Origin of the sequence: Staphylococcus sp. HMSC14D10 (genome assembly GCF_001808125.1) — a bacterium.
GTDB classification, from domain to species: Bacteria; Bacillota; Bacilli; order Staphylococcales; family Staphylococcaceae; genus Staphylococcus; species Staphylococcus haemolyticus.
Genome location: NZ_KV792237.1, coordinates 199,758 through 225,653, shown reverse-complemented (window position 1 = coordinate 225,653; position 25,896 = coordinate 199,758). Strand labels below are relative to the sequence as shown.

Sequence of the window (25,896 nt, the reverse complement as noted above, 5' to 3'; positions counted from 1 at the left end):
CTTTTATGTTACTCTTTTTATAGGGGGAATCTTATGAAAAAATACCAAATAGTTGCTGATCTCTTGATTCAATATATCGATGACGGATATTATACTAGTCGTCTTCCAAATATAAGAGAAATGATGAAATTTTTTGACGTGAGTCAATCAACTATTAATCAAGCTCTCCGTCAACTAATAAAATTGAATAAAATTTATAATAAACCTAATATTGGATATTTTATTATTACTAAAAATCCAAATAATTTTGACACTAATGATTACTTTGATTTTTCTACATCTTCTACTTCTTGGACCGACTTTCCTTTCGAAAGCTATATACAATGCCTAGAAACTTCTTTTCAAAATGAAAAACAACATTTATTTACTTATGGATCAGTTACTGGCAGTAATCTTTTAAAACAATCTTTTAAAAGTATATTAGAAGATGATCAAATTTTTACAAAAGAAGAACAAATTGTCATTACAAATGGAACCCAACAAGCCCTACATATCCTATCTTTAATGATAATAAATAATAATGAAAAAATTCTTGTAGAACAACCCACTTATCACCAAATGAATAACTTAATAGAACGTTTAAACATGAATTATACGATATATAGTCGTAATTTAGATGACATAAATATACTCGAATTTGAGAATGTTATTAAATCAGATAGACCCAAATATGTTTATTTAATGCCTAGACTTCATAATCCTCTAGGAACAACCATGAAAGAAACTGATAAGCCTTCTAAAAATGGCAAATAAATATGATTTTTATATAATTGAAGATGATTATTTAGGAGATTTTGAACAAAAAAACTCCTACAAATCAATTTATGAAATGGATAATAATGAACGTGTAATTTATTTAAAAAGCTTTTCCAAAATTATGTTTCCGGGTCAAAGACTTGGACTTGTTGTGCTTCCTATTAAATTAATTCAAAAATTTTTAGATATTAAAGAAATTGTTGACATCCAAACGAATGTAATTAGTCAATCCATTATGCAAACTTTTATTACTAGTGGATTATATAATTACCATAAAAATAACATCATTGATAAGCATCGACAAAAGGTTAATGTACTACGCCAATCATTAAATAAACATTTCACAAATTACGAATTTAATGATAACCATAAAATGCATACAGTAATTAAATTACCAAAAACAATTAATATGAACTCTCTTTATAACAACCTTTATAAGTCAAAGATTTTAGTCGATGATTATCAAAAAAACTATATTAAAAATTTTAAGAATAACTATAAATTTTTAAAATTAAACACTACTAATATCGCAGAAAACAAGATTGATATTGGTCTACAACTCATCAAAAAGTGTATAAATAGCAGTAAATCGTTTTAATTTTATTTATATATATCGATACAAAGTCCTAAATTTTTCCTGAATTAATACAAATATCTGTCATACTTTCTTTATATTATAATTTTAGGAGGAATATGAATGAAAATTGGTATTTTAGGAGCCAGTGGAAAATTTGGAAACCTTCTCTTAAGAGAAGCAATTAACCGAAAGCATGATGCTACAGCGATTGTTAGAGACGTTAACAAACTTGATTTTCCAATTGAAAATGTTATAGAGAAAGATATAAACTCACTTTCAACTGAAGACATAAAAATATTCGATGTTGTTATCAGTGCTTTTGGAGCACCTATTGGAGAAGAAAAACCTCATGTTTATGTAGGCAAAACACTTATAAATATATTTGAAGAAACAAATGTGAGATTACTAATTGTTGGAGGCGCAGGTAGCCTTTATATAGATAGTTTTAGTAATAAAAAATTGATCGATACAGGTAATTTATCAAGCGATGTACAAAAAACCGCTATAGGACAAGATAAAAATTTAAAAGCACTTAAAGAATCAAATATTAATTGGTCGTATTTTAGCCCATCAGCCAATTTTGACAAAGATGGTTTGAGAACTGGAAAGTATAGGTTTGGAAATAATGTATTACTTAAAAATGACTCTGGAGAAAGTTACTTAAGTTATTCCGATGCAGCGTTAGCTATATTAGATGAAGTAGAAACACCAAATTACATTAAGAAACAATTTACTGTAGTTTCAGAATAAATAAACCCAAAATTAAATTGTAAGAGAATTCAGAACGTAGACGAACTCAATGCAATCATTTGGATTGCGGTTTGTCTACGTTTACTTTCACCTAGTTATTTAACTTTTTCCATGTATTATCTAATTCTTGGTATCCTAATCCCATTTCTTTTTCAAAATCTATTAAGGTATGGATTTTTTCTTATTTTTTTCATCATAATATATTACTTTTAACGAATCTATTCTTTACATTAGTGTCTAATAAAAAGTATAATTCATATTTTTTTATTTCATTTGGCGCAATTATAAAAGAGTAAGAGTCATTATTTTCTAAAGGAATTCTATCTTTTGTGTAGTCATTTATTTGCAAAAAGTTATCTACCTTTTTATTTTTATAAAAAGCAACAATATTAAAATTTCTTATTGTTCTCTTTATTTCTTGAGTATTATGTATTTCAATCCATAAAGGAACTTGTACTCTATATGTTCCCATTTCTTTGAATCTATTCATGGGCTATACTATGAACATGTTTAAAATATATGTTTAACTTACCTCTTCTTTCAAATATGTATTTTACTATAATTTGTATTATAAAAATTATAGTTCCAGTAAAAATAGTTATAAATACTCCCAAAAATATATTTAGAATTTCTTTATTAGTTATAAATTCAATAATTTCATTCAATAATTTTCCTCCTATTACTAGTTAAAAAGTTTAATTTCAAAAAATCCTTGCGATAATAGAACATATGTTCTATTATTGTTTTGAGGTGATTTCTATGATTCCAAATCCAAACGCTCCTGATAGATATAAATATGAAACAGATTACAGAAAAATACCAAGAGAATATTTAAACCCTAGAATTCCTCAAGGACGTGGAAAAATCAAATGGCAGGCTTTTGCTACACTCCCTGAACAGTTTGAAATTTTAAACAAAATAATTCAAAATCAAGATAAAATTGAGAAACCTATATTAACAGAAGATACTTTGGATAGCATCAACTATATTTTTCAGGTAAAAGTAAAAAATGATGAACTATGTTCCATAGTATATTGGGAAAATGGTCATCTTTCTACTTATACAGGAAAAATTTTAAAAATTCATGAAATTAACAATACATTTTCATTTTGCGACTCTAACAATAATATATATAAACTAAATAATGCTAATGTTTGTAGTATTACTTAATATTCAACGATATTAAGTAATACTGTTTGAAATTTTAAATAGTTTATTATTAATTATTTTTTTCGAAATACTACTAGCAAAATCATTATAAGTATCAGACTGATATAAAATATATTATTTTTATCATTGAAAAATATATCTACTACCTGGAAGATTGATAAAAGACTTATTATTAACAAAAGTTTATTTAAATTTTCGCTTCTTTCTTCTTCCTTGTAAGACTGCTCCAATTCAATTAGTGATAATTCTTCTTTATTTAATTCTTCAATATCTTGAGGAGATTTAAAATCATTATTATTCTTTAGATACAAATATAAATATAAACTAGGTAGAAGCTCTGTTCTATAAATAATTGCAATAGATCTCTTGAAATTTAGTATCCATTGTCTAAAATATAGGGCTTCTTTTTTCCCATTTAAATTATATTGCTGATACCCATACAATTGTAATTCATTTAACATAGTTTCTAAGAAAAAGAAATTAGCGGAACTATGAAAATAAAGCGCCATTTTAGAACATTGTTCTAAAATATCTCCTTCTTGCTCATCCATCCAAACTACAAAAACTGATGCTTTATTTAAGAAATTTATATAATTATCGCTATAACCATCTTGCCTAAAATGCTTACTTTTTCCTTCAAATGAAATAATAGGCGCATTTACTAACCACTCTTGAATTTTCACATCTTCATAAAAAGGATCGTCTGCAAATTCATTTTCATTAGCTAAATAATAAACTTCAAACCCCATATTTCTAGATACTTTATATTCAAAGATATCATTACTATTATTTTTAATAATTCTATTAATTTGCCTAGAAACATCTCTAATATTTTTATATTGTCTATGCCCATACAATTGATACTGTCTTTGTCTATTATTATTTTCTTGATTAATTATAGGATATATCTTATCTTCAACAATTGAGAAAGTACTATACAAGTCATCTCCAAAATTTATACTCTCTAAATCTTCAACTATTTCTATAACAAAAGTACCATTGTTAAATATAGTTAAGGTCAAAAAAAATAAATTCAAAGTGTTTTCATGAGTAATTTCAATATATGGAGTGAATATATATTTTTTATATTTGTATCCATGTATATTATTTTGATCAAACAATCCTTTATTAATATTTACATTAGTAGCAAATTTTTCTAAAAATTTTTCTAGTTTTTTGTGATATTCTTTTGTGTACCTCTTATATTTTCCAGGTAAAGCCCAATAATCATAATTTAACGGCTTTTTGTCAGGAGATAAAATACGTATAACTCCTTTTAAATTAAATAGAATTGACTCAATTTTCTCAAACCAAGGGTTCATATTATTATCTTTTATATTTATAGCAGTAGCATATATATATGTCACTTTATAGCCTTTTAAATTATTAATATCTTCAAGAATCTTTTCATTTCTATTGTTCATCATTTTAGATATCCTCATATATCCTAGAATATAAAACGCTAATTTCTTCTTTCAACATTTCTTTCTCTTTTTCTAAAGAACTTACTTTTCTTTTTAAAGAAGAAATTAACGCATCTTTACCGTCACTTTTATTTTTATGAACAAATATTTCTTTGCTTTGTTCACGTAATTTTTCAATTCTATTTCGAATTTTATTATTATTGTATAAAGTAGCTTTAGATACATTTGAATGCTTAGCTACAATATTAAAGTTAATTTCTTCATTTTTTTGAACCAATTCATTTATTGCTTTAGAAACTTTTTGCTCGGTTTTAACTTTTCGTTCTGCATGTAACTGTTTTAATTGCTCTTGTCTATTAAATTTTCCCATCTTAACCTCTATACTTTTATTCTATTACTTCTCCCGAATATAATGTTTCCATCCTTTATATTACCTAATATTTCTTCGTATTTATTCAATATATTAGTATGCTTTTCAACCATATCTTGCCTATTATTATTCTTAGCCAATTCTATAGATTTGACCGTTGATTTGATATGTAATTCATATTTTTCCACATCTAAATCAGAAAAACCAATAGCTAAATCCTTACATGGTTTCCCAGAATTACAAGTTAAGCATGGCGGAGCTTCCATGTATGGACAATCACCACTCAATCTAGCATGACAAGTACCGTAAGGATTATCCATTGCGTTTAATTTATGCTCTTGCCATAAAGAATTCAATGCTTTTTCTGATAGTTCACTACTATGCTGAATATTTTTAATCTTACCGTCAACATCGAAACTAAAAGCCCCTTGATCAATAACTGATTCAAAAGCCTTTCTTTTTGTATCATCAAGTAACTTAGCATATCTGAGAGTCATTTCTGGTGAGGCATGTGCTAATAATTCTTGTATCGTTAATATATCTGCTCCACCATTTAGTAATTTTACTGCATAAGTATGTCTAAATTGATGAGTTTTGAAATGGAAAATTTCTCCTTGTTCATCAACAATATTTTTTGTTTTTGCTAAATGATTTAAGTGTGCTCTGACCATATGTTGTGTAAAAGGCATTCCTTTTCTTTTTCCTTTATAAATAGCAAAAATATAATTATTAGGGTTGTTATCTTTTGTACTTTTAATTTTAGAATTGGCTATTAAAACTGCTACTATATCAGCTAATTCATTATCGATTGGTATCCTATGTCCTTTAACAAAAGTTTTAGCAATATCAGTGATTATTGAAAACTTTCCATTAACTTTTGCAAGGCAATTATTTTTTAATGTTAATACATCAGAAATTCTTAGTCCTGTTTTAAAAGCTATCCAAACTACAGGTATTAAATCTTTGTGCAAATCATTTATATGCTCAAAAAGCTGTTCCAATACAAAATCTGGGATATAATCAATTTGGCTACTATTTTTCTTTTCGTGTTTAGGTAAGTCTTGTGGATAAATTAAAAATCGTATATCTTGGTACGGTGCTATAGCATAGTTTTGAGTTATAATATCGTTTAAGAATCTTCTAATTGTTTTTAATTCTTCTCTCACAAAGTTCTTAGTACTTTGCAAATTTTTATTAGTTGCATATTCAAATAAAAATTCTATATATGCTTCGATATGACATCTATCTAGTTCATTTAAACTATTCCTTGTTTCTTTATTTTTAGATATATTTTGAAAAAACCTAGTTAAAACTCTTATATAAAACCTTGCTGTAGCAAATGCTATATCACCAGTTATCAAACGATTTTTTAAATATATTTTTGCTGCTTCTCGCATTTTAATTGACTCAATTTTTTCAAAGTTCAAATAATTACCAGTTAGTGTTTTATTATAACTCAATCCATATTTTTCTAAATTTCTAATATCCCATTTATCTTTTTCCCATTCTTCTCGCTTATCAATAAATTTATTTAGATTAATATACATATTCTTTAAAAAAGAAGCTAGTGCACTTTTGTATTCATAATCACCAAAAACTATTGTTGATGATCTTCTTTTTATAGGTATATTATTTTTAGTCAACCAACTAAACCAGTACTTTTCTAACATATTAATATCACAATCTAGTAAAGAATTTAAATTTGGATAAACTTCATTAAAGAACTCAGCAATCTTGTTAAGTTTCACTGCTCCAGTATTAAATACATTAGATAAAGACCAATCCTCTTTAACTATAAGTTTCAAAAAAAGGTATTTAAATTCTAAATTTTTGCTTTTAATTCTAAAGAAAATATTTTTTCTTTTGTCTTTATAGTTCTTGATACTATCTTGAAATTGCTTGAACTTGTTAAAAGCTGAAATGTGCCATTCATCATTTTTTAAAAAGTAATCATCATATATTTCAGTTATTAACACTTCTCCTTTTATGTTTATAGTTCTACTTTGTAATGTACATAATTCATTAATCAGAGTACTGTTTGTAGGTAAATTAATTGGTATTGGCATAGTTATTCCCCTTTATTAAAAACTTGAAATTGATGCTTAACTTTATTCCAATCTTCACGTATATCTTCTTCAGTGGGATGAACATATAAATTAATAGTCGTTTGTATATTACTATGACCGAGTCTTTCTTGAACTTGTTTAATATCCTTAGTTTCATTATAAAAAACAGTTGCATGTGTATGGCGAAATAAATGAGGATGAACATTTATAGATGTTTTATGTTTTAGCCTTTTAAATAATGAATAAATATCACTATAATTCATAGCTTCTCCTACATTTCTCCCCTTTATTTTTACAAAAAGATAATCAGAACATATTGAAAGTTCGTCAATTATTTCGTAGACATAATCATCGTATAAATCAATTAACGATTGGGAAATAAATATTTTTCTTTCCCCAGTTTTCAAATAAGTACCATTATCATTAAATCTATTTTTCAAAACTATTTGATGGCCTTTTCTAAAATCAAATTTGATATCACCGATACGTAATGACAACACCTCACCTATACGTAATCCTGTTTCATATAATAATTGTATTAGGAATTTATCTCTAATATTATTAGCTGCTCCTAATAATTCCTTAACCTCAACACTAGTTAACACTTCTAGTTTTTTCTTTGGTTCTTTTACTTTCAAAATATTTTTTAACATTCCATAGTCCTTATTTACGTGATGCATGAAACTTTTATATTTTTTAGAATATTTACTTTCCGTATGTAAAAAATCATAGAAATTAACATCTAATTTTTTGCTCCTATAGAGATAGTCATAAAAATTAGATACTACTGTAATAGTCAGATTAATTGTCTTAGGACTAATGCTTGTTTGTTTTTGGTTATAAGATAGTACATTCTCATATTCAAAAGGTGTTTTCATCCATCTTATAAAATCAACAAAGTTATCAAAATTGACTTCTTTATAGCGTATCTCTTTAATTTCTAAGTATATAAAAAACTTTTTAAGTGCATAGGCATAGGTTTTTTTAGTATTTAAACTCTTCTTAACACTATCCAGATACTTCAAATAGCGTACTGCATCTACTATAGGTTCATTATTATTATCTAAAATCATAAAATTAATGCCATTCTTAGATTTTACTTCTACTATTTTCATAATAATCTCATTTCTAAATTTAATAGTATAAGTATACACTATTTTTTGTTTTTTACATTGACATACTAAACTTATTAAACATAATAAAATAAGACTACTTAATATTTATACTATGTTCATATTTTCTAAAAAATTAATTCATATTAAACAAAATAGTCTATATTTTTCAACATATATATAACCCTTTGCGACAATGCCAGAACAATATCAACGATTGAATGATTTTATTGAGGAACAGAATAAAATTGCCATGCCTTCATTGTCAGATGATCAATTCGAAGATATCAATCGACAGCTCACTTGTAAATTCACACAGCACCAACTGGCAATGATTAGTTATTGGAGAAATGGCTATATCCAATCAATTGCAGCGTATATACGTCGTATCGACTCGCTAAATCGCTGTATCACAATTAGTAACGAGAACGGTTCACAAACGATGAAACTCGATTTTGAGGTTATTTGTAATGTAGAGTAAGTGTGCTGCGTAATTAGTGACTCATATCATTGAAACATGAGTTTTATTTTAACTAGAGATAAATTAAAGCGCATAGATGAGGAAGTCCCATTTATGCGCTCTTCTAAATATTATTTACTTGTTGTAAAGCCTACGTAACTAATATCTACTTCTACAACTTTATTGTTATTAAGAACAAATGATGTTGCTAAACCATCTTTATTTGGTTTATAAACGTAAATACCGCTACCTTTAACATTATTGTTGCCTTTTACTTTTTTCAAATCTTTACCATAAGCTTTTTTAAGTTGACTGTACGTTAAATCGCCTTTAACTATAAATTGTAATTTATTCGCTTTTTTGCCATTGCTTGTTACGCCAGTAAATTTCTGATTATACTTTTCTTTTACAGTTGTGCTATTTGTTTTAGCAAGTTTGATACCATTAAATTTAATGTTGTCGTGTTTGATTGCGTTAATAAAGTTCTTGTCTGTTAAGAATTTAGCGTCTTTATCAACGTAACCATTATAAGAGTAGTAATACCCTTTAGTTTGCGTTGCTGCATGGGCAGTATCTTGTACTGGTAATACAGCGCTACTCACTCCTAAAAGTGTTCCAAATGCTAATGTTGTTGAGGCAATAGTTTTAACTACTTTATTCATGTTAGTCCTTCTTTCTATATTAGAATTACACTTCATTTATATTATCGCACAATACATACAAACATTCACTGTACTTAAGACCTATTTATCAAAAATTTTAGTAAACAAAATTTAATATTATAAAATTGTGTAAATACTATCTATTTTATGAAGTTTTATTATAATAAGATAAAGAAATGAATTAAGGACGGAGGATACACCTTGAAAAAAGTATTGGCAGGTAGCGTCATTTTATTACTTGTTGTTGCTTTAGGTTTTTCAATATTCTTTGCAGCAACTGGTACTAAACAATCAAATTCAAGTGATGATCATAAAACTGAGAAGCATGATAAAAAAGAGAAGAAAGATAAAACGAAAGAAGAACAAACTGATGAGCAATCTACTACATCTGATAATGGAGAAAATGCACAATCAGAACCAACGTCAAACAACACTGTAAACACGCAACAAAGTTATTCTACACAACAAAATAACTCGACAACTCGAACACAAGAATCTAAAACAAAAGAAAGCAGTTCAAGACAAAAGAGTTCAGAAAGTGCTACTTCAGAAAAAAATACTAAAGAAACTCAAACAACACAACAACCAAGTACACAACAACCTTCTACGCAACAGCCATCAACATCACAACCTAGCACACAGAATAAAACGACAACTAACAATAGTTCAACACAAAGTTCAAGTAGTTCTGGTAGTTCAAGTGATTCTAAAGATAAAAATTAAACATAGTAACAATAAATATATAGCACATAAAAAGCATTCTAGCCCATTTATAAGGTTAGAATGCTTTTTATAGTACAAATATCGTTTCCGTAACTACTCAGTTACTTTACTTTCAGCCACGCGCTTAGAAATTTTACGCATAATTGGATCTAAGACTGGTTTGACTAAGATACCTAAAATAAAGAATCCTAGTCCAAATAGTATTAAGATAATCATTTTCGTAATTAAAATTTCTGGTACAATGCCACCTACCGTTTCACGTAAAGAATCTATCACATACGTGAATGGTAAATATGGTGAAATCGTTTGGAAGAACTTAGGTGCAGTTACAACTGGGAATGTTCCTCCACCACCAGCAATTTGTAATACTAGTAAAATGATTGCAATAGCTTTACCTGGGTTTCCAAGTAATGACACGCATGTATACACAATCGTATTAAAGACAATAGCACCACACAGTGCGACTAAGATAAACAATGTCGGCGATTCAACCTGCGCTTTCAAAATAACCAAGTCACCAATCGTTACAATCAATGCTTGAATGATACCCATCATTATAAAGAAAGCACCTTTACCTAAATAAATTTGACGTTTCGTTAACTCATCTTCCAAGCCTTCATGTTTATTATCTACAGACAATAAACTTACTAGTAATAATGCCCCTACCCATATAGATAATGACGTATAGAATGGTGTCATACCTGAACCATAATCTTTAACTGGGAAGACATCTACTTGTTTCTTATGAATAGGATTCGCAACCACATCGGCTTGTTTCTTCAAGTCATTCTTCAACGCATCAATCACTTTATCTACCGCATCATCTTCATCTAATTTTTTAAATATTTTATTCGCTTTGTTTAAATCTTTTTCAATATCTGGCAAACGGTTTTCAGAGAAATTAGCTAAGTTTGCTAACGCTTCTTTCGCACGTGGTTGATTTTGATTTAATAAATCAACGGCATTGTCATACTTATTGAACAATGTCGGTAAGTTCGTATTTACTGTTGCTGTAGCATTCGCAAGTTGTTGCTCTAAATCTGGCAAATCATTACGAACAAAGTCAGCTGCATTCGCTACGTCTTTTTTCACTGTAGGGAAATATTTCTGAGCAGTTTGCATCGCATTAATATAGGTTTGTTCTAAAGCAGGTAATTCGCTTTGAATGTTAGCTATACGATTCTGTCCATCTGTAACTATATCCTGACCAGCAATGATAACACGATTAATCGTATTTAATTTAGATTGAACGTCTGATAACGTATTCTGACCTTTGTTTAATTCTTGTGTAATTTGATTAGATACAACTAACAAACGATTGTTTAAGTCGTTTTTAATGAAATCACGATAATTACCTAACGCTTTATTTAAATCTGGTAACGAACGCAATACGTTAACTGCTTCTGCTTTACCTGAACTACCATTTTTTAGTGCATCAATGAGTTGATTCGTTGAACGTAATGAATCGCTGATACGATTATTGACACTCTCAACTTGTTTAATTTGCGACGATAAATCGACATGTTCTCTTTTTTCTAATTCTTTTAACACGTCTATCAATTGTTGATTACTTTTCGAGCTATTTTCAAGACGTGTTTTTAAATTACGTAACATGTCATTAAATTCAGTCGGTCGATTAGAACCAATAACACCATAAGATATATCTTTTAAGGCTTTAATGTCTGACTGTGTTGCTTTCGCTTGATTATCAGAATTACTTGAAAGTGTTAATAATGCTTCTGCAAGCGCACTATTCATAGACTTCACGTCATTGTTTGAGACAATTTGATTATCATTCACAGTGTCCTGGCTACTATCTGTGCTCAACTTCTGAATTTGATATTGAGGAAGTCCCGACGTACTTTGTTGACGCAATGCACTATTGGCTTGGTTATTTACTTCTTGAGCACGCCCTGCCGCTTCTTGATAATCACCTACGCGTTGCTGAGCAGATGTAAGATAACCTTGTGCATCATTTAAACGCGTATTCGCTAAATCAAGCCCCTCACTAGCAATATCCACGCCTCTATTAATCTTAGGAAATTGTGCCGGTATATCATTAGAAGCTACATCTAATAGTTTCTCAATGTTCGGCATATATTCATTAAGTGCTAAGATGAGTTTTGCCTTTTCGTTAAGTGACGGAATGGCTGCATTCACATCATTAAGCTTTTGTTGGGCGTCTAAAATATCGCCTTTGTAACTACCTAATGCACGGAATTGATTTGCATATTTATCAAGATCATCCTGATGATCATTCAAATATTCAATACGATCCGCAATTTTATTGATTTGTGGTAATGAGTCATGTGCCGCATAAACTGCATTTTTTATTTTATTAATTGTAGGTACTTCATCTTCAAGTTGAATACCCACTTTGTTCGCTTCTTGTAGTAACGCTTTCGTGACGGTTTCGTTGAACTGTTTATTTGCTTCGTCAACGATGACCGTTGACCCTGTATCGGTCATTTTCGGTGCGACGGCATTGATTTTTTGATTAACTTTATATTCGATATCGGCTTTTTGTGGTTTCTTTCTTAATGTGCCAGTAATTTGATGCGAGAATTCTTTAGGTATGTATATGCCAGCATAATATTTACCCATTTTAATTTCATGGTCTGCCTTTTCCCGGCTAACGAATTGCCAATCAAATTTATCGTTTTTCTTAAGATTGTCTTCTAATGTATTACCAACATTAATTTTCTTGCCACGAACTTTGTCACCCTTGTCCTCGTTCACAACGGCAACCTTGATATGACCTGTATGGCTATAAGGATCCCACATAGCCCATAAGTTGAACCAAGCATAGAAAGACGGTAATATCGCAAGTCCTGTTAGTATAACCCAAACTGCTGGCGTCTTAGCAACTCGCTTCAAGTCCGTTATAAATAATTTTAGTGCGTTTTTCATTTTCACACTCCTAAAAATGAAATATTAAGATTTTATCTCAAAATGATATTAAGTATTGTTTTTTTCTTTATAGAGTTAGTATAATACTTTTATTGAGCAAAGTAATAATTAGTTGATACTTATCAACTAAAAATCATAATAAATATTATATCAAATTCTGATATATTCGCATACCACCATAGTTAATTTGATAGGAGGAAAAGAGCGTAATGTCGAAGCATAAATTCATGATTTACTTTTTAACAACAACGCTAGTATTGCCAACATTTACGACTAGCATTGCACATGCTGAAGACACAAACGAAGATGCTAAGATGAAATCATCTAGCACACAAGAAGAACAGACTGATCATAATGAAGATGTAAATGACAATAATACTAATGAACCATCTCAACCAGACGATACTCAGTCCGATAACACATCTTCTGAAGCACCTACTAAGGAAGATTCGAAGAACAAGATAAAACGAGAAAAGTCTAAGTCATCAAATACGTCATCAGAGGAGAAAGATGATGACAACACAAGCGTATCTCGCAGTCATCAAAAGCGTGATAAAGATACAAATAACACTTACCGTACACCCCTTTCTCCAATCTTTGACGCAACTCATTCTAGTGGTTTACCTGCTTCTAACTTTTTAAATCCTGATTTATATCAAAACGGATTTAGCCTAACTCATTTAATTGCATCATTATTTAATTTCGATAGTGATATTTCAGATTATGAGCAACCCGCAAGCACTAATGAAACAGATGATGACACGCATTCTACAAATGAGCAAGATACTGATTCACAAGACCAAGATCAAACAGAACATAGCGCTTCATCTTCTGACACAACGAATCGCGAACATGATGACGTACAGCAAAGTAGTGAGCAAGCTAACCAATCAGATAAGACTTCACGACAAGATGAGATAGATACAAAACAACAATCAACTGCCAATCAAGATAAGGACGATGCAAGTGTTAGTAAAGCGTTAGATGCCATTGATGATTTCGTCTCAGATGAAACAGATGATGATAAAGATAATCAAGGAAGTAATAATACAGATACCACTAATCATCAATCAGATAATGACGACACAAGCACTGACTCAAAAAATGATTCTAGTAAAACATCATCTTCTGATAGTAATAGTCTATCTGAATCTGCCTTAGACACTGTGCTCGATAAGTATAGTGAAGATGCTAAAAAGACGCATCAAGATTTCGAATCATCTAAAAAGGATAACGAAACAAACACATCTAAGGGTGAAAAAACAAAAAACAACACGACTAAAGTAAGTAACCCTCAGTTGCCAACTAAGAAGGAGCTTGAACATAAAACTACACCTGCACAGTCATTTGAAGATGACTTTAAGCAAAGTAATACGCGTTCAACTAGTTTGTTCCAAACATTACCTCAACTTAATGGTAGTGACGTAACGGATGGCGATATAACAGTTGTTGAAAATAAAGGTACGCGTGACTTTATTAAGTCTATCGCTAAAGATGCACATAAGATTGGTCAAGATAAAGATCTTTATGCCTCAGTTATGATTGCTCAAGCTATTCTTGAATCTAGTTCAGGAAACAGTACCTTAGCACAAGCACCTAATTATAATTTATTTGGTATTAAAGGTAGTTATAAAGGACAATCTGTAAACTTTAATACGCTAGAAGCTGGTAGTGACAACAGTATGTTTAGTATTAATGCTGGGTTCCGTAAATATCCAAGTACTAAAGCATCATTGGAAGATTATGCTGATTTAATTAAAAATGGTATCGACGGTAATCCAACAATTTATAAACCTACTTGGAAGCATGAAGCTATAGATTATCGTGATGCGACACGACATTTAAGTCGTACATATGCTACAGACCCTAACTATGCTACTAAATTAAATAGCTTAATCAAACACTATCACTTAACTGATTTTGATAAGAAAAAAATGCCAGATTTAGATCAATATACTAAACAAACATCTAGTGGAGAAGATACTTCAGGTAGTGAGTTTAAATCATTTGAAATCACAGATTCGTCATCACCTTATCCTCAAGGTCAATGTACATGGTATGTATACGAACGTGTTCAACAATTTGGTAAGAAAGTAGGTAGCGACTGGGGAGATGCCCATAACTGGGATAATCGTGCAGAACGTGACAACTATGATGTCAGTCAAACACCTTCTACACATAGCGCAGTCGTCTTTGAAGCAGGACAAGCTGGTGCGCATGATGTATATGGTCATGTTGCCTTTGTTGAAAAGGTAAATAAAGATGGCTCTATCGTCATCTCAGAATCTAATGTCAAAGGTTTAGGCATCGTGTCATATCGCACAATTGATGCTAGCACAGCTGAAGCCTTACACTATATTCAGCCTAAATAATGCTGATGTGAGTTAAATAAGATAACATATAAAAAAGGTGGTGCACCCGATTTGGGTGAACCACCTTTTTAATTCATCTATTATGAATAAATTAATACTTGAGTGATAAGCATGCCACCACCGAAGATGAATACGAAGGCAACGACTGGCCATACGAATTTCAACCAGTGAGAGTACTTCATGTCTAACATTTGTAATGTTGCCATTATCAATCCTGTTGGTGCTAAGAATAACATTGCATATTGACCAAATTGATATGCTGTTACGATAACAAATCTAGGAATACCTACTGTATCAGCAAGTGGTGCAAAGATTGGCATTGCAAGCACTGCTAAACCAGAAGATGATGGAATAATGAAACCTAGGAAGAAGAAGATAATCAACAATATTACAATGAAGATTGGTCCACTTACACCTTGTACAAGTGATGAACTGAAGTTCAAGATTGTATCTGAGATTAATCCATCATTCATAATCATATTGATACCACGTGCCAAACCAATGATTAGTGATACCCCTACCAAACTTGATGCACCTTCTACAAATGCATCGACGACCACTTTCTCGCCAAGTCCATCTTTACCTAATGCTACCATTAACATGATTACAATTGTAAATGCTAAGAACATTGAGGCCATGATTGGGAACCACCAACCTTGTGTCATAACGCCCCATACCATGATTGGGAATGGTAAGATGAATAAAATTAAAATGATTTTTTTGCGTAGTGTAAATGGTTTTTCTCCGCCATCATCGTTAATAACTGACCATTGATTTTCAAATTTAGTTTTATCTTCATATGTGTAAGATGCTTTAGGATCTTTTTTAATTTTTTTAGCGTACCAGTATAAATAACCTACTGTAAATATTGTTGCCACAATTAAGCCAACAATTCTCCAATATAAACCATCTACGAATGTTGTACCTGCTGCATTTGATGCGATAACAACTGAGAATGGGTTAACTGTTGAGAATGTACTACCTACAGAACTTGCTAGGAAGATTGCCCCAACACAGATAATTGAGTCATATCCCATGGCAATAAAGATGGGTACGAGTATTGGATAAAATGCTACCGCTTCTTCTTCAATACCACAAAGCGTACCACCTAGTACCATTAATACTGACACCATGAATACAAGTAAAAATTCATGACCTTTAGTTTTTTTAGTAAGTGCTAAAAGTCCTGATTCAAATGAACCACTCTTTTGTACAACACCAATGAGTCCACCTAATACTAAAATAAATACCATTACATCGACTGCTTCAATTGTACCGTTAACCATGCTTGATGTAATTTGATCTGGTCCAGCAGGTTTTTGTTCTAATCGTTCGTATGTTCCAGGAATTGAGATAGGTTTATTGATGGCACCTGATTTAAATTGGTCTACATCAATTTTTACACCTAATTTATCTAATTGTTCTTGTGTTCCAGGGACTGTTTTTGATTTATTATGAGCATCGACAATTTTAAATTCATGAGCACCGCCATCATAGGATAACTTAGAGTATGCACCAGCTGGTATCATCCACGTTGCCATAACAGCGATTACAGTTAAAATAAATAAAATTGTAAATGCGCCAGGCATCTTAAGCGAGAATCGTTTTTTCCGTCCTTTGCTAGTACTATTAGTAACTTCGTTAGTGTGTGTCATGCTTTTCAACCCCTTTAAGTATTTTTTATCTATGAAAATGCTATACACATTTAAAACGTATACTTTGTGAAAATTTGTTAATTAAGCAACTTTGTGAAAAATTTCTCAATTTCTTTTTCCACTATTAGTGTATGTCTAATGCACTTTACAATCAATATGAATATTAAATAAAATGTAAATATTTTAGATTATTCCATAATTATTTCACATAACTTTACCAATAATTTCTCAAAATTCACTTGCTATTTTCTAGGAATTGTGCAAGCGCTTTCCTAACCGATGTTGAGCCTCTTTTTCAAAAAATAGGCGTAGATAACATAAGTAAGTAATGATTACTCAGTTATCCACGCTTTAAGTTTGTATTTAATGTTTAGTGTTTTGTTGTTTACGACGACCTAACCCTATTAAAGTACCCCCAGCAATCACTAATAACACTGTTACTGGTAGCCAAGACTTTTTAACTACTTCTCCAGTATTTGGTAAAGATAGATTCCCTTCATCATCAAATAAGCCACTTAAAAATCCATCATCATCGCCTAATTGTCCCAATGATAATCCTTGTACAGGATTAGGAATATCTTCAATATTGTCTAACAGACTTCCTCCTGAATTAAGACCATCTAATAGACCACCACCAGTTAGTCCATCTAGTAAATGAGACCCTTGATTAAGAAGATTAGAACTTGATGTACTACCATTAATGCGATCAAATAGTGAAGGTCTATTGGTAATAGGATCTAAGATATAATTCAAATTATTTTTTGCAGTGTCGAGTTTATTTTGCAACTGTAATAAATCTCCACCTGTACCGTTTAATGCATTTTTCACTAAATCTAACGCATCAGCTTTATCCGTTTGAACTCTAGCGATAAGATCTGCCAACGCCTTCGCTTGTGTTTGATTTAACTTTGTAGCTAATAACGTTTCAATGGTTTGTTTAGGGGCTGACGATTTATCTAGTACGTCTTTAAGAATATCATCAGCTGTTACTGACTGATTTGCATTAATTTTTTGCTTCACTTGATTTACTAATTCTGAACTAGATAAATTCTCTTTAGCAAGCTGTTTAGCTATTTGTGATGCTTCATTATTTCCTAAACGTGTTGAAAGCAATGTTTTGATTAAAGCCTCTTTATCAGGTGTTTGATCAAACATGGATGCCAAAATATCATCACTTGTTGTCGTTTTGAGGTTGTCGATATGTTTCATCATTTGATCTGCTATTTGCTTATCTGACTGACCGTTAGTTTTAATCTGCTTGGCTATCTTTTGAGCTTCGTTTTTACTAAAGACACTTCTTAAGATTTGTTCGACTGTTGCTTGCTTATTTGAAGATTGTTCTAAGCGGCCACTTATTTGATCTCGGTTCGCTTTAACATTTTGTCGAACATTTCTAATATCTTTTTCAACATTTTGCTTTTGCTCATTAGTCAAATTGTTGTTTTGCTTTACTTGTTGTTCTAACTGTCTCAATTGCTCAAGTTTATGGTCACTGTAACGTTTCGATGTGTTATTTTGTTTATTTTCAACTTTTGTAATGGCTTGATCAATTTTTTGATTAGCAGATAATTCGTCAGTTAATGCATCAATATGACCCTCTTTTGAATCAATCTTGTTTGACTTATGGCTGATATCATCTTTATCTATCTGTTTGATACCACTTAGAATACTTTTATCTGATGCAGTATTAGTATTATCTTTTGAATGCGATTCTGTTGAATTGTCATCTTGAATGGATGAGTCAGTTTGATCTCGAATATCTTCTACAGATGAATGTGCACTTTCTTTAGTTGATTCTATGTCATTTTTAACATTATCCATTTCATCCAATATTGAGGTATCATCATTTTCTTCATTCATGTGATTCGTAATGTCTTGAGAAGATGCTGATTGTCCACTACTTATTTGGCTATTTTCACTATTATTTGTGGAACCTTGTTCCGACTTCATATCTTCACTTTGTTGATGGGTATCAACCTTTTCAGATAGAGAATCTAAATCGGCTATTATTTTATCTAATTCATCTAGCTTATCTCCTTCATTCGTTGATGATTGCTCAGCAGTTGAGAGTGAAGATTCATTAGAAGTGCTTGCTTTTTCACCAGTTTCTCTAGTACTTTCCTCATTTGATATACGGTCTTCTTCCTGTGCATCCCTTAAAATTTGATCAATTTCAGACTGATTACGTGCATCTTCAATATCTTCTTTATAACTTTTAATATCAGTGGCTTGTAGGTACTTCAAACGGTCAATTTTTGTTTTCGCTTTATCTATCGCTTTATCAAGTTTATTTTGAACAGATGTCATTTCACTTGAAACGTTGTCGATGCGGTCATTTGATTGTGCAACTCCATCTTTGGTAAATCCATAACCCACTAATGTTCCACTCATTAACAACACTGAACATGACACTTTTAAATACGAATTAAATTTAGAATGTTGTCTAAGCTTCTTCACGCATATCACCCTTTTTATTAATATTCCACTTCATTATATAACATTTAATTTAAAACTTATACTTCTGTTTTTTGAAAATTAATTAAAGGTTCCAAACATTGACCAGTCATAGATTTTTATAATTTTATACGTTTAGTGTTGATTTTTTTAGTATCTGTAACCTTAACAGAGTATTGGTACGCATTAGTTAAATCAATAAGAGATAAGAATTTATTATGACCAGCACCTGTATCAATATCTAGTATATTTTTCTTTTTATATAATTCATCGTTTTTTAACCCATAGCGATAATTAGGAATATGTCCATGTATCAAATATTTATTTTTAGGGATGTTTCTATTTAAATTATGGTTATAATGACCAGTAGTATATTCCTTAATCTGTTTATTTAAAGGTTTAGACGTATCTATACCAGCATGCGCAAATATGTAATTATCTATGACCTCGATTGTCGACAATTCTCTTAAAAATTTGTGCCAGCGTTTGATTTTTTTTATCTTTACTTTCTAACCAACGCATCTCATGATTGCCAGCCAAGGCAAGTGCACCTCGACGTTTTAAGCGTTTCACTAACTTCAAAGTCCCAAATGAATCGGGTCCATTATTAACATAATCTCCCATTAAAACGAGTTGATCTTTTCTCACATTAAAATTAACTGCCTTTAAAAGAGTGACGAGTGCCTTCCGATGACCGTGTATATCAGAAACCACAAGTATCCTTTCTTTCATACTTCCTTCTCTCCTAACCTACGACTTATTGCATATTAATATAAAATCACTGTTTAACTAACTTTAAACAAATTATTAACGTGTCCTCAAAATTCTTTATTTATTATAGAAAATAGTATAAACAAAATATATATTTTGGGGAAATCAATTTATGAATACAAAGCAATTACTCATCTTTAAACATTTCGTTGAGGCACAAAACGAAAACGCCGTCGCTGAAAAACTTGGTATCACACAACCAACGGTAACTTTTCATTTGAAAAACTTAAGCAAAGAATGTGGGTTACCTCTATATTTCAAAAAAGGTAAACATTTCAACCTCACTGAAGCTGGTGAATTACTCTATCGGAATGCGAATAAAATGCTTAATTTAATAGAAGAAACAACAGATATGATGGAAGATTTCAAACAATCTAAACGAGGAACTTTAAGAATTGGTGCGAGTCACGCTCCAATCTATAGCATTTTACCGTCAACATTTAAAAACTATATGCATGAACATCCAAATATAGATATTAACTTAACAGTAGATACTGCGCCAATTATTATCGAGAAAGTTAAAGACCGTAAGATTGATATTGCTGTCATAGCTGAAAAAGGTTTTAACGAGGGTGAACTACAAGTCAAACGTCTTCATGAAAATCCATTAGTGCTTGCTATGGACAAACGTCACCCACTTGCTCAAAAAGATCATCTTACTTTAGAAGATATTAGTAGTTACCGTTTTATCATTCATAATAGCGGAGCAACTCGAGACAGTATAGACGAATGGCGTAACAAGAACTTTATCAACTTAGACGTTCACATGGAAACCAATAGTATTAGCAGTATCCTTACAACAATAAAAGATTCAAATTACTTAAGTTTAGTCAGTGAAAATGCTATAAGTCATCATCCAAGCATTATTAGTAAGACTTTGCCTAATGCCCCAACCACAAGTTACATCTCACTCATATACCGTAATGATAGACATCTCACTTCTATTATCCAAGATTTCATCACATTAATATATAACACTAAATAGTTCCTGCAAATTTGAGCAATCACGTTGATTAAATATTTATTAACATGATTGCTCTTTAATACTATCCGTCCTTCTACAGTTACTTTCTGTTTCTTTTCTCAAAATAATTCAAATACGTATAGTTTGAAAAGTCAGTTTATTATTACCTTTATAAAATATTAAGAATGTATAAATTTTGTTAATAAACTTTCCAAAAAGTTATAACAATTTTACAATATATTAATAAATCGCTATAAAAAAATACGCTTACATAATATAATAGATTTGAAAGAAAGATATACATATTAATCAATTTGCTATTTGTACTTTTTTGATTAGGAGGTACGGTTAATGCTCGTTCTTTCCATCATTTTATTACTTTTAGGTCTAATTTTAATCGGTATTAGTAGATTTGTTGCATACCAACATGACATTGACCTCAGAGAAAAAATTTATATTCCTGGCGTAATTTTTGTCTTAATAGGTGCATTACTTCTCCTGTTTTATTTAATGAACTAACTACATCGCAAGTCTACATACCAAATTATTTTCAGGTATACCATCATCACGAGGTTACCTGTTTTCTTATATATCCCCTTAATACACGCTATTTTCACCAACAATTTTTCCAAAGTGTTGCATTTTCCAACGACGTAAAACTTTTAATGGTACCGAACGTGGGTATAACTTGTTACATTATCAAATGTAACATTTTAAATATGCTTAATTTGAGGTATCGATTTAATGTAATTGCTCACAAATCATCAACACATTACCCATACTTTAAGCGATATAAATTAATGAAATAGGGGGAAATGTCTTGGCAAAGCTATTATACAAACTAGGAAAATTTATAGCTAAGAACAAATGGCTAAGTGTTATAGGATGGCTTGTTATACTAGGTGTCATTATCATGCCATTAATGATAAACTCACCGAAGTTTGACAGTGACATCACTATGAACGGCCTTAAGTCATTAGACACAAACGATAAAATTAGTAAAGAATTTCATCAGGACAGTGAGAAAGCCTCGATGAAAATAGTCTTCCATTCTAATAAGAATGATGGACTCAATAATAAAGATACGAAGAAAGATATTGAAGATGCTTTAGACAATATCAGACAAAATGATGATTATATCCAAAATATCTCTAATCCATATGACAGTGGACAAGTTAACGATGAAGGCGATACCGCTATCGCTAACGTAAGTTATGTAGTTCCACAAACTGGATTAAAAGATTCTTCTAAACATATCATCGACAAAGAATTAAAAGATGTAACTGACAACCACAATGTGCAAATTGAAAAAACTCAAGGTGGCGCTATGAATGCTGAACCTGGTGGTACATCAGAAATTGTCGGTATTGTCGTAGCATTCGTAATCTTACTTATTACCTTTGGTTCACTTATCGCAGCTGGTATGCCAATTATTAGTGCAATCATCGGTTTAGGTTCAAGTGTTGGTATCATCGCATTATTAACATATATCTTTGATATTCCAAACTTCACTCTTACACTAGCTGTAATGATAGGTTTAGCTGTTGGTATTGACTACTCACTCTTTATTCTATTTAGATTTAAAGAACTTAAGAAAAAAGGTGTCGATACTGTAGAAGCTATCGCAACAGCAGTGGGTACAGCAGGTAGTGCTGTAATATTCGCTGGTCTTACAGTTATGATTGCTGTTTGTGGTTTATCACTTGTAGGAATCGACTTCTTAGCGGTTATGGGATTCGCTTCAGCGATTAGTGTGTTATTTGCAGTATTAGTAGGATTAACACTATTACCTGCCCTAATCAGTATCTTCCATAAAAGTATTAAAATTAAAGATAAACCATCTAAAAGTAAAGACCCTAAAGATCATCCTTGGGCAAAATTTATTGTTGGTAAGCCAGTTATCGCTGTTATTGTAAGTTTAATTATTTTAATTTTAGCTGCTATACCAGTCAGTGACATGCGTTTAGGTATTCCAGATGATAGTTTAAAACCAACTGACTCATCAGAATACAAAGCCTATAAATTAATCTCAGATAATTTTGGCGAAGGTTATAACGGACAAATTGTCATGTTAGTAAATACAAAAGATGGTGGAAGTAAAAGCACTATCGAACGTGACTTAAATAATATGCGTAGTGATTTAGAAGACATTGATAATGTTGATACAGTTTCAAAAGCACAACTAACTGACAACAACAATTACGCATTATTCACAATCATTCCTGAAAAAGGACCGAACTCACAGTCAACAGAAAATCTAGTATATGATTTACGTGATTATCATAGCCAAGCGCAAGAAAAATATGACTATGACACTGAAATTTCAGGACAAAGTGTTATTAACATCGATATGTCAGAAAAACTAAACAACGCTATTCCAGTATTTGCAGGCGTTATCGTTGTATTAGCATTCTTCTTATTAATGATTGTGTTCCGTTCAATCTTAGTTCCATTAAAAGCAGTACTAGGCTTTATCCTTTCATTAATGGCTACATTAGGTTTTACAACATTAGTCATTCAACATGGCTTCATGGGTAGCTTATTTGGTATTGAAAACACAGGACCATTACTTGCATTCCTTCCAGTAATCACAATTGGATTGTTATTCGGACTTGCCATCGACTACGAGCTCTTCTTAATGACACGTGTACATGAAGAATATAGTAAGACTGGCGACAATGATCATTCAATCCGTGTAGGTATCAAAGAAAGTGGACCTGTTATCGTAGCTGCTGCACTTATTATGTTCAGTGTATTCATCGCATTCGTCTTCCAAGATGACAGTGCAATTAAGTCAATGGGTATCGCATTAGGTTTCGGTGTGTTATTCGACGCATTCGTCGTACGTATGACATTAATTCCAGCATTGACGAAACTCTTTGGTAAAGCTTCTTGGTACCTTCCTAAATGGTTAGGTGCAGTATTGCCAAACGTTGACGTTGAAGGTAAAGCTTTAGAAGAAGATAATCATCACGACACATCTTCTGAAAAAGGTCATGTCAACGATAAAAATAATGAATACTCTAGACAAAACAAAGATAACTATGTTTATCAAAATGACAAACGTAACCACAATCGTAATTATAATGACGAAGATTATAACCGTTCTGTGCATTTAGATAATCATCATGACCAGCATCATCGCCAACACTACTATGATAATCAACGTGATGATATAGACTATGAATCACTTTATACTCAAGATGGCGACCATACTCACCATGATGAACGTAATTATAATGATCGACACTATCAAAACAATTACGATAGAAACGATGATTATCGTCATAACAATCATGATCAACACAATGATAACGATGATTATCATGATTCAAATTTCGATAAAACAACAAACTTATACAAAGAATTAACTGATAGCAATATTGATCAAGATGTATTATTCAAAGCATTAATGTTATACGCTCGTGAAAACAACAAAGGTGTTTACGATAGATATAACCGATCATCTCAACATCGTCATGATGACGAACTTAGAGACTAATATTAAAAAGGAGGAAACACGTTATGTTAAAACGACGTAGTTCGAAATTCTTAGGACTGCTAGCCACACTAGCCTTAGCCATAGTGTTAAGTGCTTGTGGTAATAGTGGTAGCGGTAGTGGTTCATCAGACGATAGTCAAACATCACTTGGTAATAAAGAAATCGAAATACCTTATATCGCGAGTGATAATTCAACACCACGTTCACTAGTTATAGCAGAGGTTTTGAAAAAAGCAGGTTATGATGTAACAACTACACCAGTAACAGCAAGTGGCCCGTTATATGCTACTGTATCAGAGAACTCTGATTCATTCCATGCATCAGGTATCTTCCCTACTACTGATAAAAGTTACTACGATAAGTTCAAAAGTAAATTAACAATTTATGATGATAAACATTTAATTGATAACGCAAAAGTAGGTTTAGCCGTACCTAAGTACGTGCAAGATGTCGACTCAATTAGTGACTTAAAAAACAGTGACTTCGGAAAATCTGTAGATTGGACAATTCAAGGCACAGACGCACGTAATGGCGTTATGCAAGAAACTAAAGATGAACTTGATAGTGACAACTTGGATAAATATAGCTTGAAAGAAAGTTCTGACCAAGACCAATTCAAGAAAATTCAATCTGCTTTTAAACAACAAGAACCTATCGTCTTCACATCAATGGAACCTAGCTGGTTCTCTAAAGAATTAGACGTTAAAATGTTGAAAGATCCAGACAACATTTATGGTAATAATAATCAACATATTGACTTAGTATTTAACAAAGACTTTAAAGAAGCACATCCAGCTGCATACACAATTGCAACACGTATGGCAGATGATTGGAGTAAATCTGAAGAAGACAAATTAGCTAAAAAAATCTTTGTTGATAACAAAAGTCCAGAACAAGTAGCTAAAGACTATGTGGATGATAATGATAATAAAGTAGATGAATGGTTAGAAGGTATTGAGACTAACTAATTGCATAGTTAAGAAAGACAAATAAAGCATATGCTCGTTTGGTGCAGCATATTTAAAACTTATAATGCAAATTTACAGTAGCAAACCGAGTTGAGAAGGCGCTTAAGACAATCTCTTCTCAATCGTAGCTATTATTGCGAGGGAGTGAAACTAAACTCAGTTTCGCTCTCTCTTTTTATATCGCTCTTATAGTATTAAACGTTTCAAATAACTCATTTACTCTTTTTTTA

20 protein-coding genes and 1 pseudogene are annotated in these 25,896 nt (G+C 31.2%); 11 read left to right on the top strand and 10 right to left on the bottom strand.

What is annotated here, in order from left to right:
* The first annotated feature begins 33 nt into the window (after positions 1-33).
* The 3 genes from HMPREF3134_RS02910 (at position 34) to HMPREF3134_RS02900 (ending at position 2,083) form a co-directional block, all read left to right on the top strand.
* Positions 34-753 (top strand): aminotransferase class I/II-fold pyridoxal phosphate-dependent enzyme, encoded by a 720-nt coding sequence (locus tag HMPREF3134_RS02910; protein WP_070440556.1) that lies wholly within the window; start codon positions 34-36, stop codon positions 751-753.
* Positions 743-1,354 (top strand): aminotransferase class I/II-fold pyridoxal phosphate-dependent enzyme, encoded by a 612-nt coding sequence (locus tag HMPREF3134_RS02905; RefSeq protein ID WP_070440554.1) that lies wholly within the window; start codon positions 743-745, stop codon positions 1,352-1,354. The genes HMPREF3134_RS02910 and HMPREF3134_RS02905 overlap by 11 nt, the downstream gene beginning before the upstream one ends.
* 99 nt (positions 1,355-1,453) lie before the next feature.
* Entirely contained in the window at positions 1,454-2,083 is a 630-nt protein-coding gene (locus HMPREF3134_RS02900) for an NAD(P)-dependent oxidoreductase (protein WP_070440552.1), read from the top strand.
* A 193-nt stretch (positions 2,084-2,276) separates the two neighbouring features.
* Here HMPREF3134_RS02900 and HMPREF3134_RS02895 read toward each other — a convergent pair whose 3' ends face one another.
* The gene (locus HMPREF3134_RS02895; RefSeq protein ID WP_070440550.1) at positions 2,277-2,573 is read right to left on the bottom strand and encodes a hypothetical protein; all 297 of its coding nucleotides are present in this window, start codon (positions 2,571-2,573) and stop codon (positions 2,277-2,279) included.
* Between the two features lie 269 nt (positions 2,574-2,842).
* Here HMPREF3134_RS02895 and HMPREF3134_RS02885 point away from each other — a divergent pair, with 269 nt between their 5' ends.
* Positions 2,843-3,253, top strand: coding sequence for a YolD-like family protein (locus tag HMPREF3134_RS02885; protein ID WP_000612783.1), 411 nt, complete (start codon positions 2,843-2,845; stop codon positions 3,251-3,253).
* A 53-nt stretch (positions 3,254-3,306) separates the two neighbouring features.
* On the opposite strand, the gene HMPREF3134_RS02880 is transcribed toward HMPREF3134_RS02885, so the two are convergent.
* The 4 genes from HMPREF3134_RS02880 to HMPREF3134_RS02865 are packed head-to-tail and all read right to left on the bottom strand — an operon-like array spanning position 3,307 to position 8,228.
* A complete protein-coding gene (locus HMPREF3134_RS02880) occupies positions 3,307-4,677 on the bottom strand; it encodes a hypothetical protein (RefSeq protein ID WP_070440583.1) in 1,371 nt (456 codons plus the stop codon).
* Between the two features lie 4 nt (positions 4,678-4,681).
* Positions 4,682-5,047, bottom strand: coding sequence for a DUF6262 family protein (locus HMPREF3134_RS02875; protein ID WP_000514484.1), 366 nt, complete (start codon positions 5,045-5,047; stop codon positions 4,682-4,684).
* A gap of 8 nt (positions 5,048-5,055) precedes the next feature.
* The gene (locus HMPREF3134_RS02870) at positions 5,056-7,113 is read right to left on the bottom strand and encodes a tyrosine-type recombinase/integrase (RefSeq protein ID WP_070440546.1); all 2,058 of its coding nucleotides are present in this window, start codon (positions 7,111-7,113) and stop codon (positions 5,056-5,058) included.
* 2 nt (positions 7,114-7,115) lie between these two features.
* Positions 7,116-8,228 (bottom strand): tyrosine-type recombinase/integrase, encoded by a 1,113-nt coding sequence (locus tag HMPREF3134_RS02865; protein WP_000706212.1) that lies wholly within the window; start codon positions 8,226-8,228, stop codon positions 7,116-7,118.
* Between the two features lie 193 nt (positions 8,229-8,421).
* Here HMPREF3134_RS02865 and HMPREF3134_RS11710 point away from each other — a divergent pair, with 193 nt between their 5' ends.
* Positions 8,422-8,706 (top strand): YolD-like family protein, encoded by a 285-nt coding sequence (locus HMPREF3134_RS11710; protein WP_080363937.1) that lies wholly within the window; start codon positions 8,422-8,424, stop codon positions 8,704-8,706.
* 110 nt (positions 8,707-8,816) lie between these two features.
* Here the strand turns inward: HMPREF3134_RS11710 and HMPREF3134_RS02860 are convergent, their stop codons facing one another.
* Entirely contained in the window at positions 8,817-9,347 is a 531-nt protein-coding gene (locus tag HMPREF3134_RS02860) for an immunodominant staphylococcal antigen IsaB family protein (protein ID WP_011274688.1), read from the bottom strand.
* 201 nt (positions 9,348-9,548) lie between these two features.
* Here HMPREF3134_RS02860 and HMPREF3134_RS02855 point away from each other — a divergent pair, with 201 nt between their 5' ends.
* The gene (locus HMPREF3134_RS02855) at positions 9,549-10,070 is read left to right on the top strand and encodes a hypothetical protein (RefSeq protein WP_070440544.1); all 522 of its coding nucleotides are present in this window, start codon (positions 9,549-9,551) and stop codon (positions 10,068-10,070) included.
* A gap of 93 nt (positions 10,071-10,163) precedes the next feature.
* Here the strand turns inward: HMPREF3134_RS02855 and HMPREF3134_RS02850 are convergent, their stop codons facing one another.
* A complete protein-coding gene (locus HMPREF3134_RS02850; protein ID WP_070440542.1) occupies positions 10,164-12,980 on the bottom strand; it encodes a YhgE/Pip domain-containing protein in 2,817 nt (938 codons plus the stop codon).
* A 209-nt stretch (positions 12,981-13,189) separates the two neighbouring features.
* Between HMPREF3134_RS02850 and HMPREF3134_RS02845 the strand changes: the two genes are divergently transcribed.
* Complete coding sequence (locus HMPREF3134_RS02845) at positions 13,190-15,352, top strand: amidase domain-containing protein (RefSeq protein ID WP_070440540.1); 2,163 nt, start codon at positions 13,190-13,192, stop codon at positions 15,350-15,352.
* 80 nt (positions 15,353-15,432) lie between these two features.
* Here the strand turns inward: HMPREF3134_RS02845 and HMPREF3134_RS02840 are convergent, their stop codons facing one another.
* The 3 genes and pseudogenes from HMPREF3134_RS02840 to HMPREF3134_RS12630 form a co-directional block, all read right to left on the bottom strand.
* Complete coding sequence (locus HMPREF3134_RS02840) at positions 15,433-17,007, bottom strand: YfcC family protein (protein ID WP_016930623.1); 1,575 nt, start codon at positions 17,005-17,007, stop codon at positions 15,433-15,435.
* Between the two features lie 363 nt (positions 17,008-17,370).
* Positions 17,371-19,464, bottom strand: coding sequence for a hypothetical protein (locus HMPREF3134_RS02835; RefSeq protein ID WP_080497793.1), 2,094 nt, complete (start codon positions 19,462-19,464; stop codon positions 17,371-17,373).
* 116 nt (positions 19,465-19,580) lie between these two features.
* Positions 19,581-20,193, bottom strand: a pseudogene (locus tag HMPREF3134_RS12630) (metallophosphoesterase).
* Positions 20,194-20,344: 151 nt separating this feature from the next.
* Between HMPREF3134_RS12630 and HMPREF3134_RS02825 the strand changes: the two are divergent.
* The 4 genes from HMPREF3134_RS02825 to HMPREF3134_RS02815 all read left to right on the top strand — a co-directional run bounded on the left by HMPREF3134_RS02825 (position 20,345) and on the right by HMPREF3134_RS02815 (position 25,666).
* A complete protein-coding gene (locus HMPREF3134_RS02825) occupies positions 20,345-21,217 on the top strand; it encodes a LysR family transcriptional regulator (RefSeq protein ID WP_070440538.1) in 873 nt (290 codons plus the stop codon).
* Positions 21,218-21,547: 330 nt separating this feature from the next.
* Positions 21,548-21,715, top strand: a complete 168-nt coding sequence (locus HMPREF3134_RS12145) for a hypothetical protein (protein WP_174165701.1) — start codon at positions 21,548-21,550, stop codon at positions 21,713-21,715.
* Between the two features lie 301 nt (positions 21,716-22,016).
* Positions 22,017-24,698 carry an MMPL family transporter gene (locus HMPREF3134_RS02820; protein WP_070440536.1) on the top strand — a complete coding sequence of 894 codons (2,682 nt, stop codon included), beginning with the start codon at positions 22,017-22,019 and terminating at the stop codon, positions 24,696-24,698.
* A 23-nt stretch (positions 24,699-24,721) separates the two neighbouring features.
* Complete coding sequence (locus HMPREF3134_RS02815; protein WP_070440534.1) at positions 24,722-25,666, top strand: glycine betaine ABC transporter substrate-binding protein; 945 nt, start codon at positions 24,722-24,724, stop codon at positions 25,664-25,666.
* The last annotated feature ends 230 nt before the right edge of the window (positions 25,667-25,896 follow it).

Excerpts from the sequence above, each read along its gene's own strand:
- HMPREF3134_RS02885 (WP_000612783.1), top strand. The coding sequence starts at position 2,843 with ATGATTCCAAATCCAAACGCTCCTGATAGATATAAATATGAAACAGAT.
- HMPREF3134_RS02865 (WP_000706212.1), bottom strand. The coding sequence starts at position 8,228 with ATGAAAATAGTAGAAGTAAAATCTAAGAATGGCATTAATTTTATGATT.
- HMPREF3134_RS02825 (WP_070440538.1), top strand. The coding sequence starts at position 20,345 with ATGAATACAAAGCAATTACTCATCTTTAAACATTTCGTTGAGGCACAA.
- HMPREF3134_RS02895 (WP_070440550.1), bottom strand. The coding sequence starts at position 2,573 with ATGAATAGATTCAAAGAAATGGGAACATATAGAGTACAAGTTCCTTTA.
- HMPREF3134_RS02905 (WP_070440554.1), top strand. The coding sequence starts at position 743 with ATGGCAAATAAATATGATTTTTATATAATTGAAGATGATTATTTAGGA.
- HMPREF3134_RS02840 (WP_016930623.1), bottom strand. The coding sequence starts at position 17,007 with ATGACACACACTAACGAAGTTACTAATAGTACTAGCAAAGGACGGAAA.
- HMPREF3134_RS02815 (WP_070440534.1), top strand. The coding sequence starts at position 24,722 with ATGTTAAAACGACGTAGTTCGAAATTCTTAGGACTGCTAGCCACACTA.
- HMPREF3134_RS02850 (WP_070440542.1), bottom strand. The coding sequence starts at position 12,980 with ATGAAAAACGCACTAAAATTATTTATAACGGACTTGAAGCGAGTTGCT.
- HMPREF3134_RS02870 (WP_070440546.1), bottom strand. The coding sequence starts at position 7,113 with ATGCCAATACCAATTAATTTACCTACAAACAGTACTCTGATTAATGAA.
- HMPREF3134_RS02875 (WP_000514484.1), bottom strand. The coding sequence starts at position 5,047 with ATGGGAAAATTTAATAGACAAGAGCAATTAAAACAGTTACATGCAGAA.
- HMPREF3134_RS02860 (WP_011274688.1), bottom strand. The coding sequence starts at position 9,347 with ATGAATAAAGTAGTTAAAACTATTGCCTCAACAACATTAGCATTTGGA.
- HMPREF3134_RS02845 (WP_070440540.1), top strand. The coding sequence starts at position 13,190 with ATGTCGAAGCATAAATTCATGATTTACTTTTTAACAACAACGCTAGTA.
- HMPREF3134_RS11710 (WP_080363937.1), top strand. The coding sequence starts at position 8,422 with ATGCCAGAACAATATCAACGATTGAATGATTTTATTGAGGAACAGAAT.
- HMPREF3134_RS12145 (WP_174165701.1), top strand. The coding sequence starts at position 21,548 with ATGCTCGTTCTTTCCATCATTTTATTACTTTTAGGTCTAATTTTAATC.
- HMPREF3134_RS02880 (WP_070440583.1), bottom strand. The coding sequence starts at position 4,677 with ATGAACAATAGAAATGAAAAGATTCTTGAAGATATTAATAATTTAAAA.
- HMPREF3134_RS02910 (WP_070440556.1), top strand. The coding sequence starts at position 34 with ATGAAAAAATACCAAATAGTTGCTGATCTCTTGATTCAATATATCGAT.
- HMPREF3134_RS02900 (WP_070440552.1), top strand. The coding sequence starts at position 1,454 with ATGAAAATTGGTATTTTAGGAGCCAGTGGAAAATTTGGAAACCTTCTC.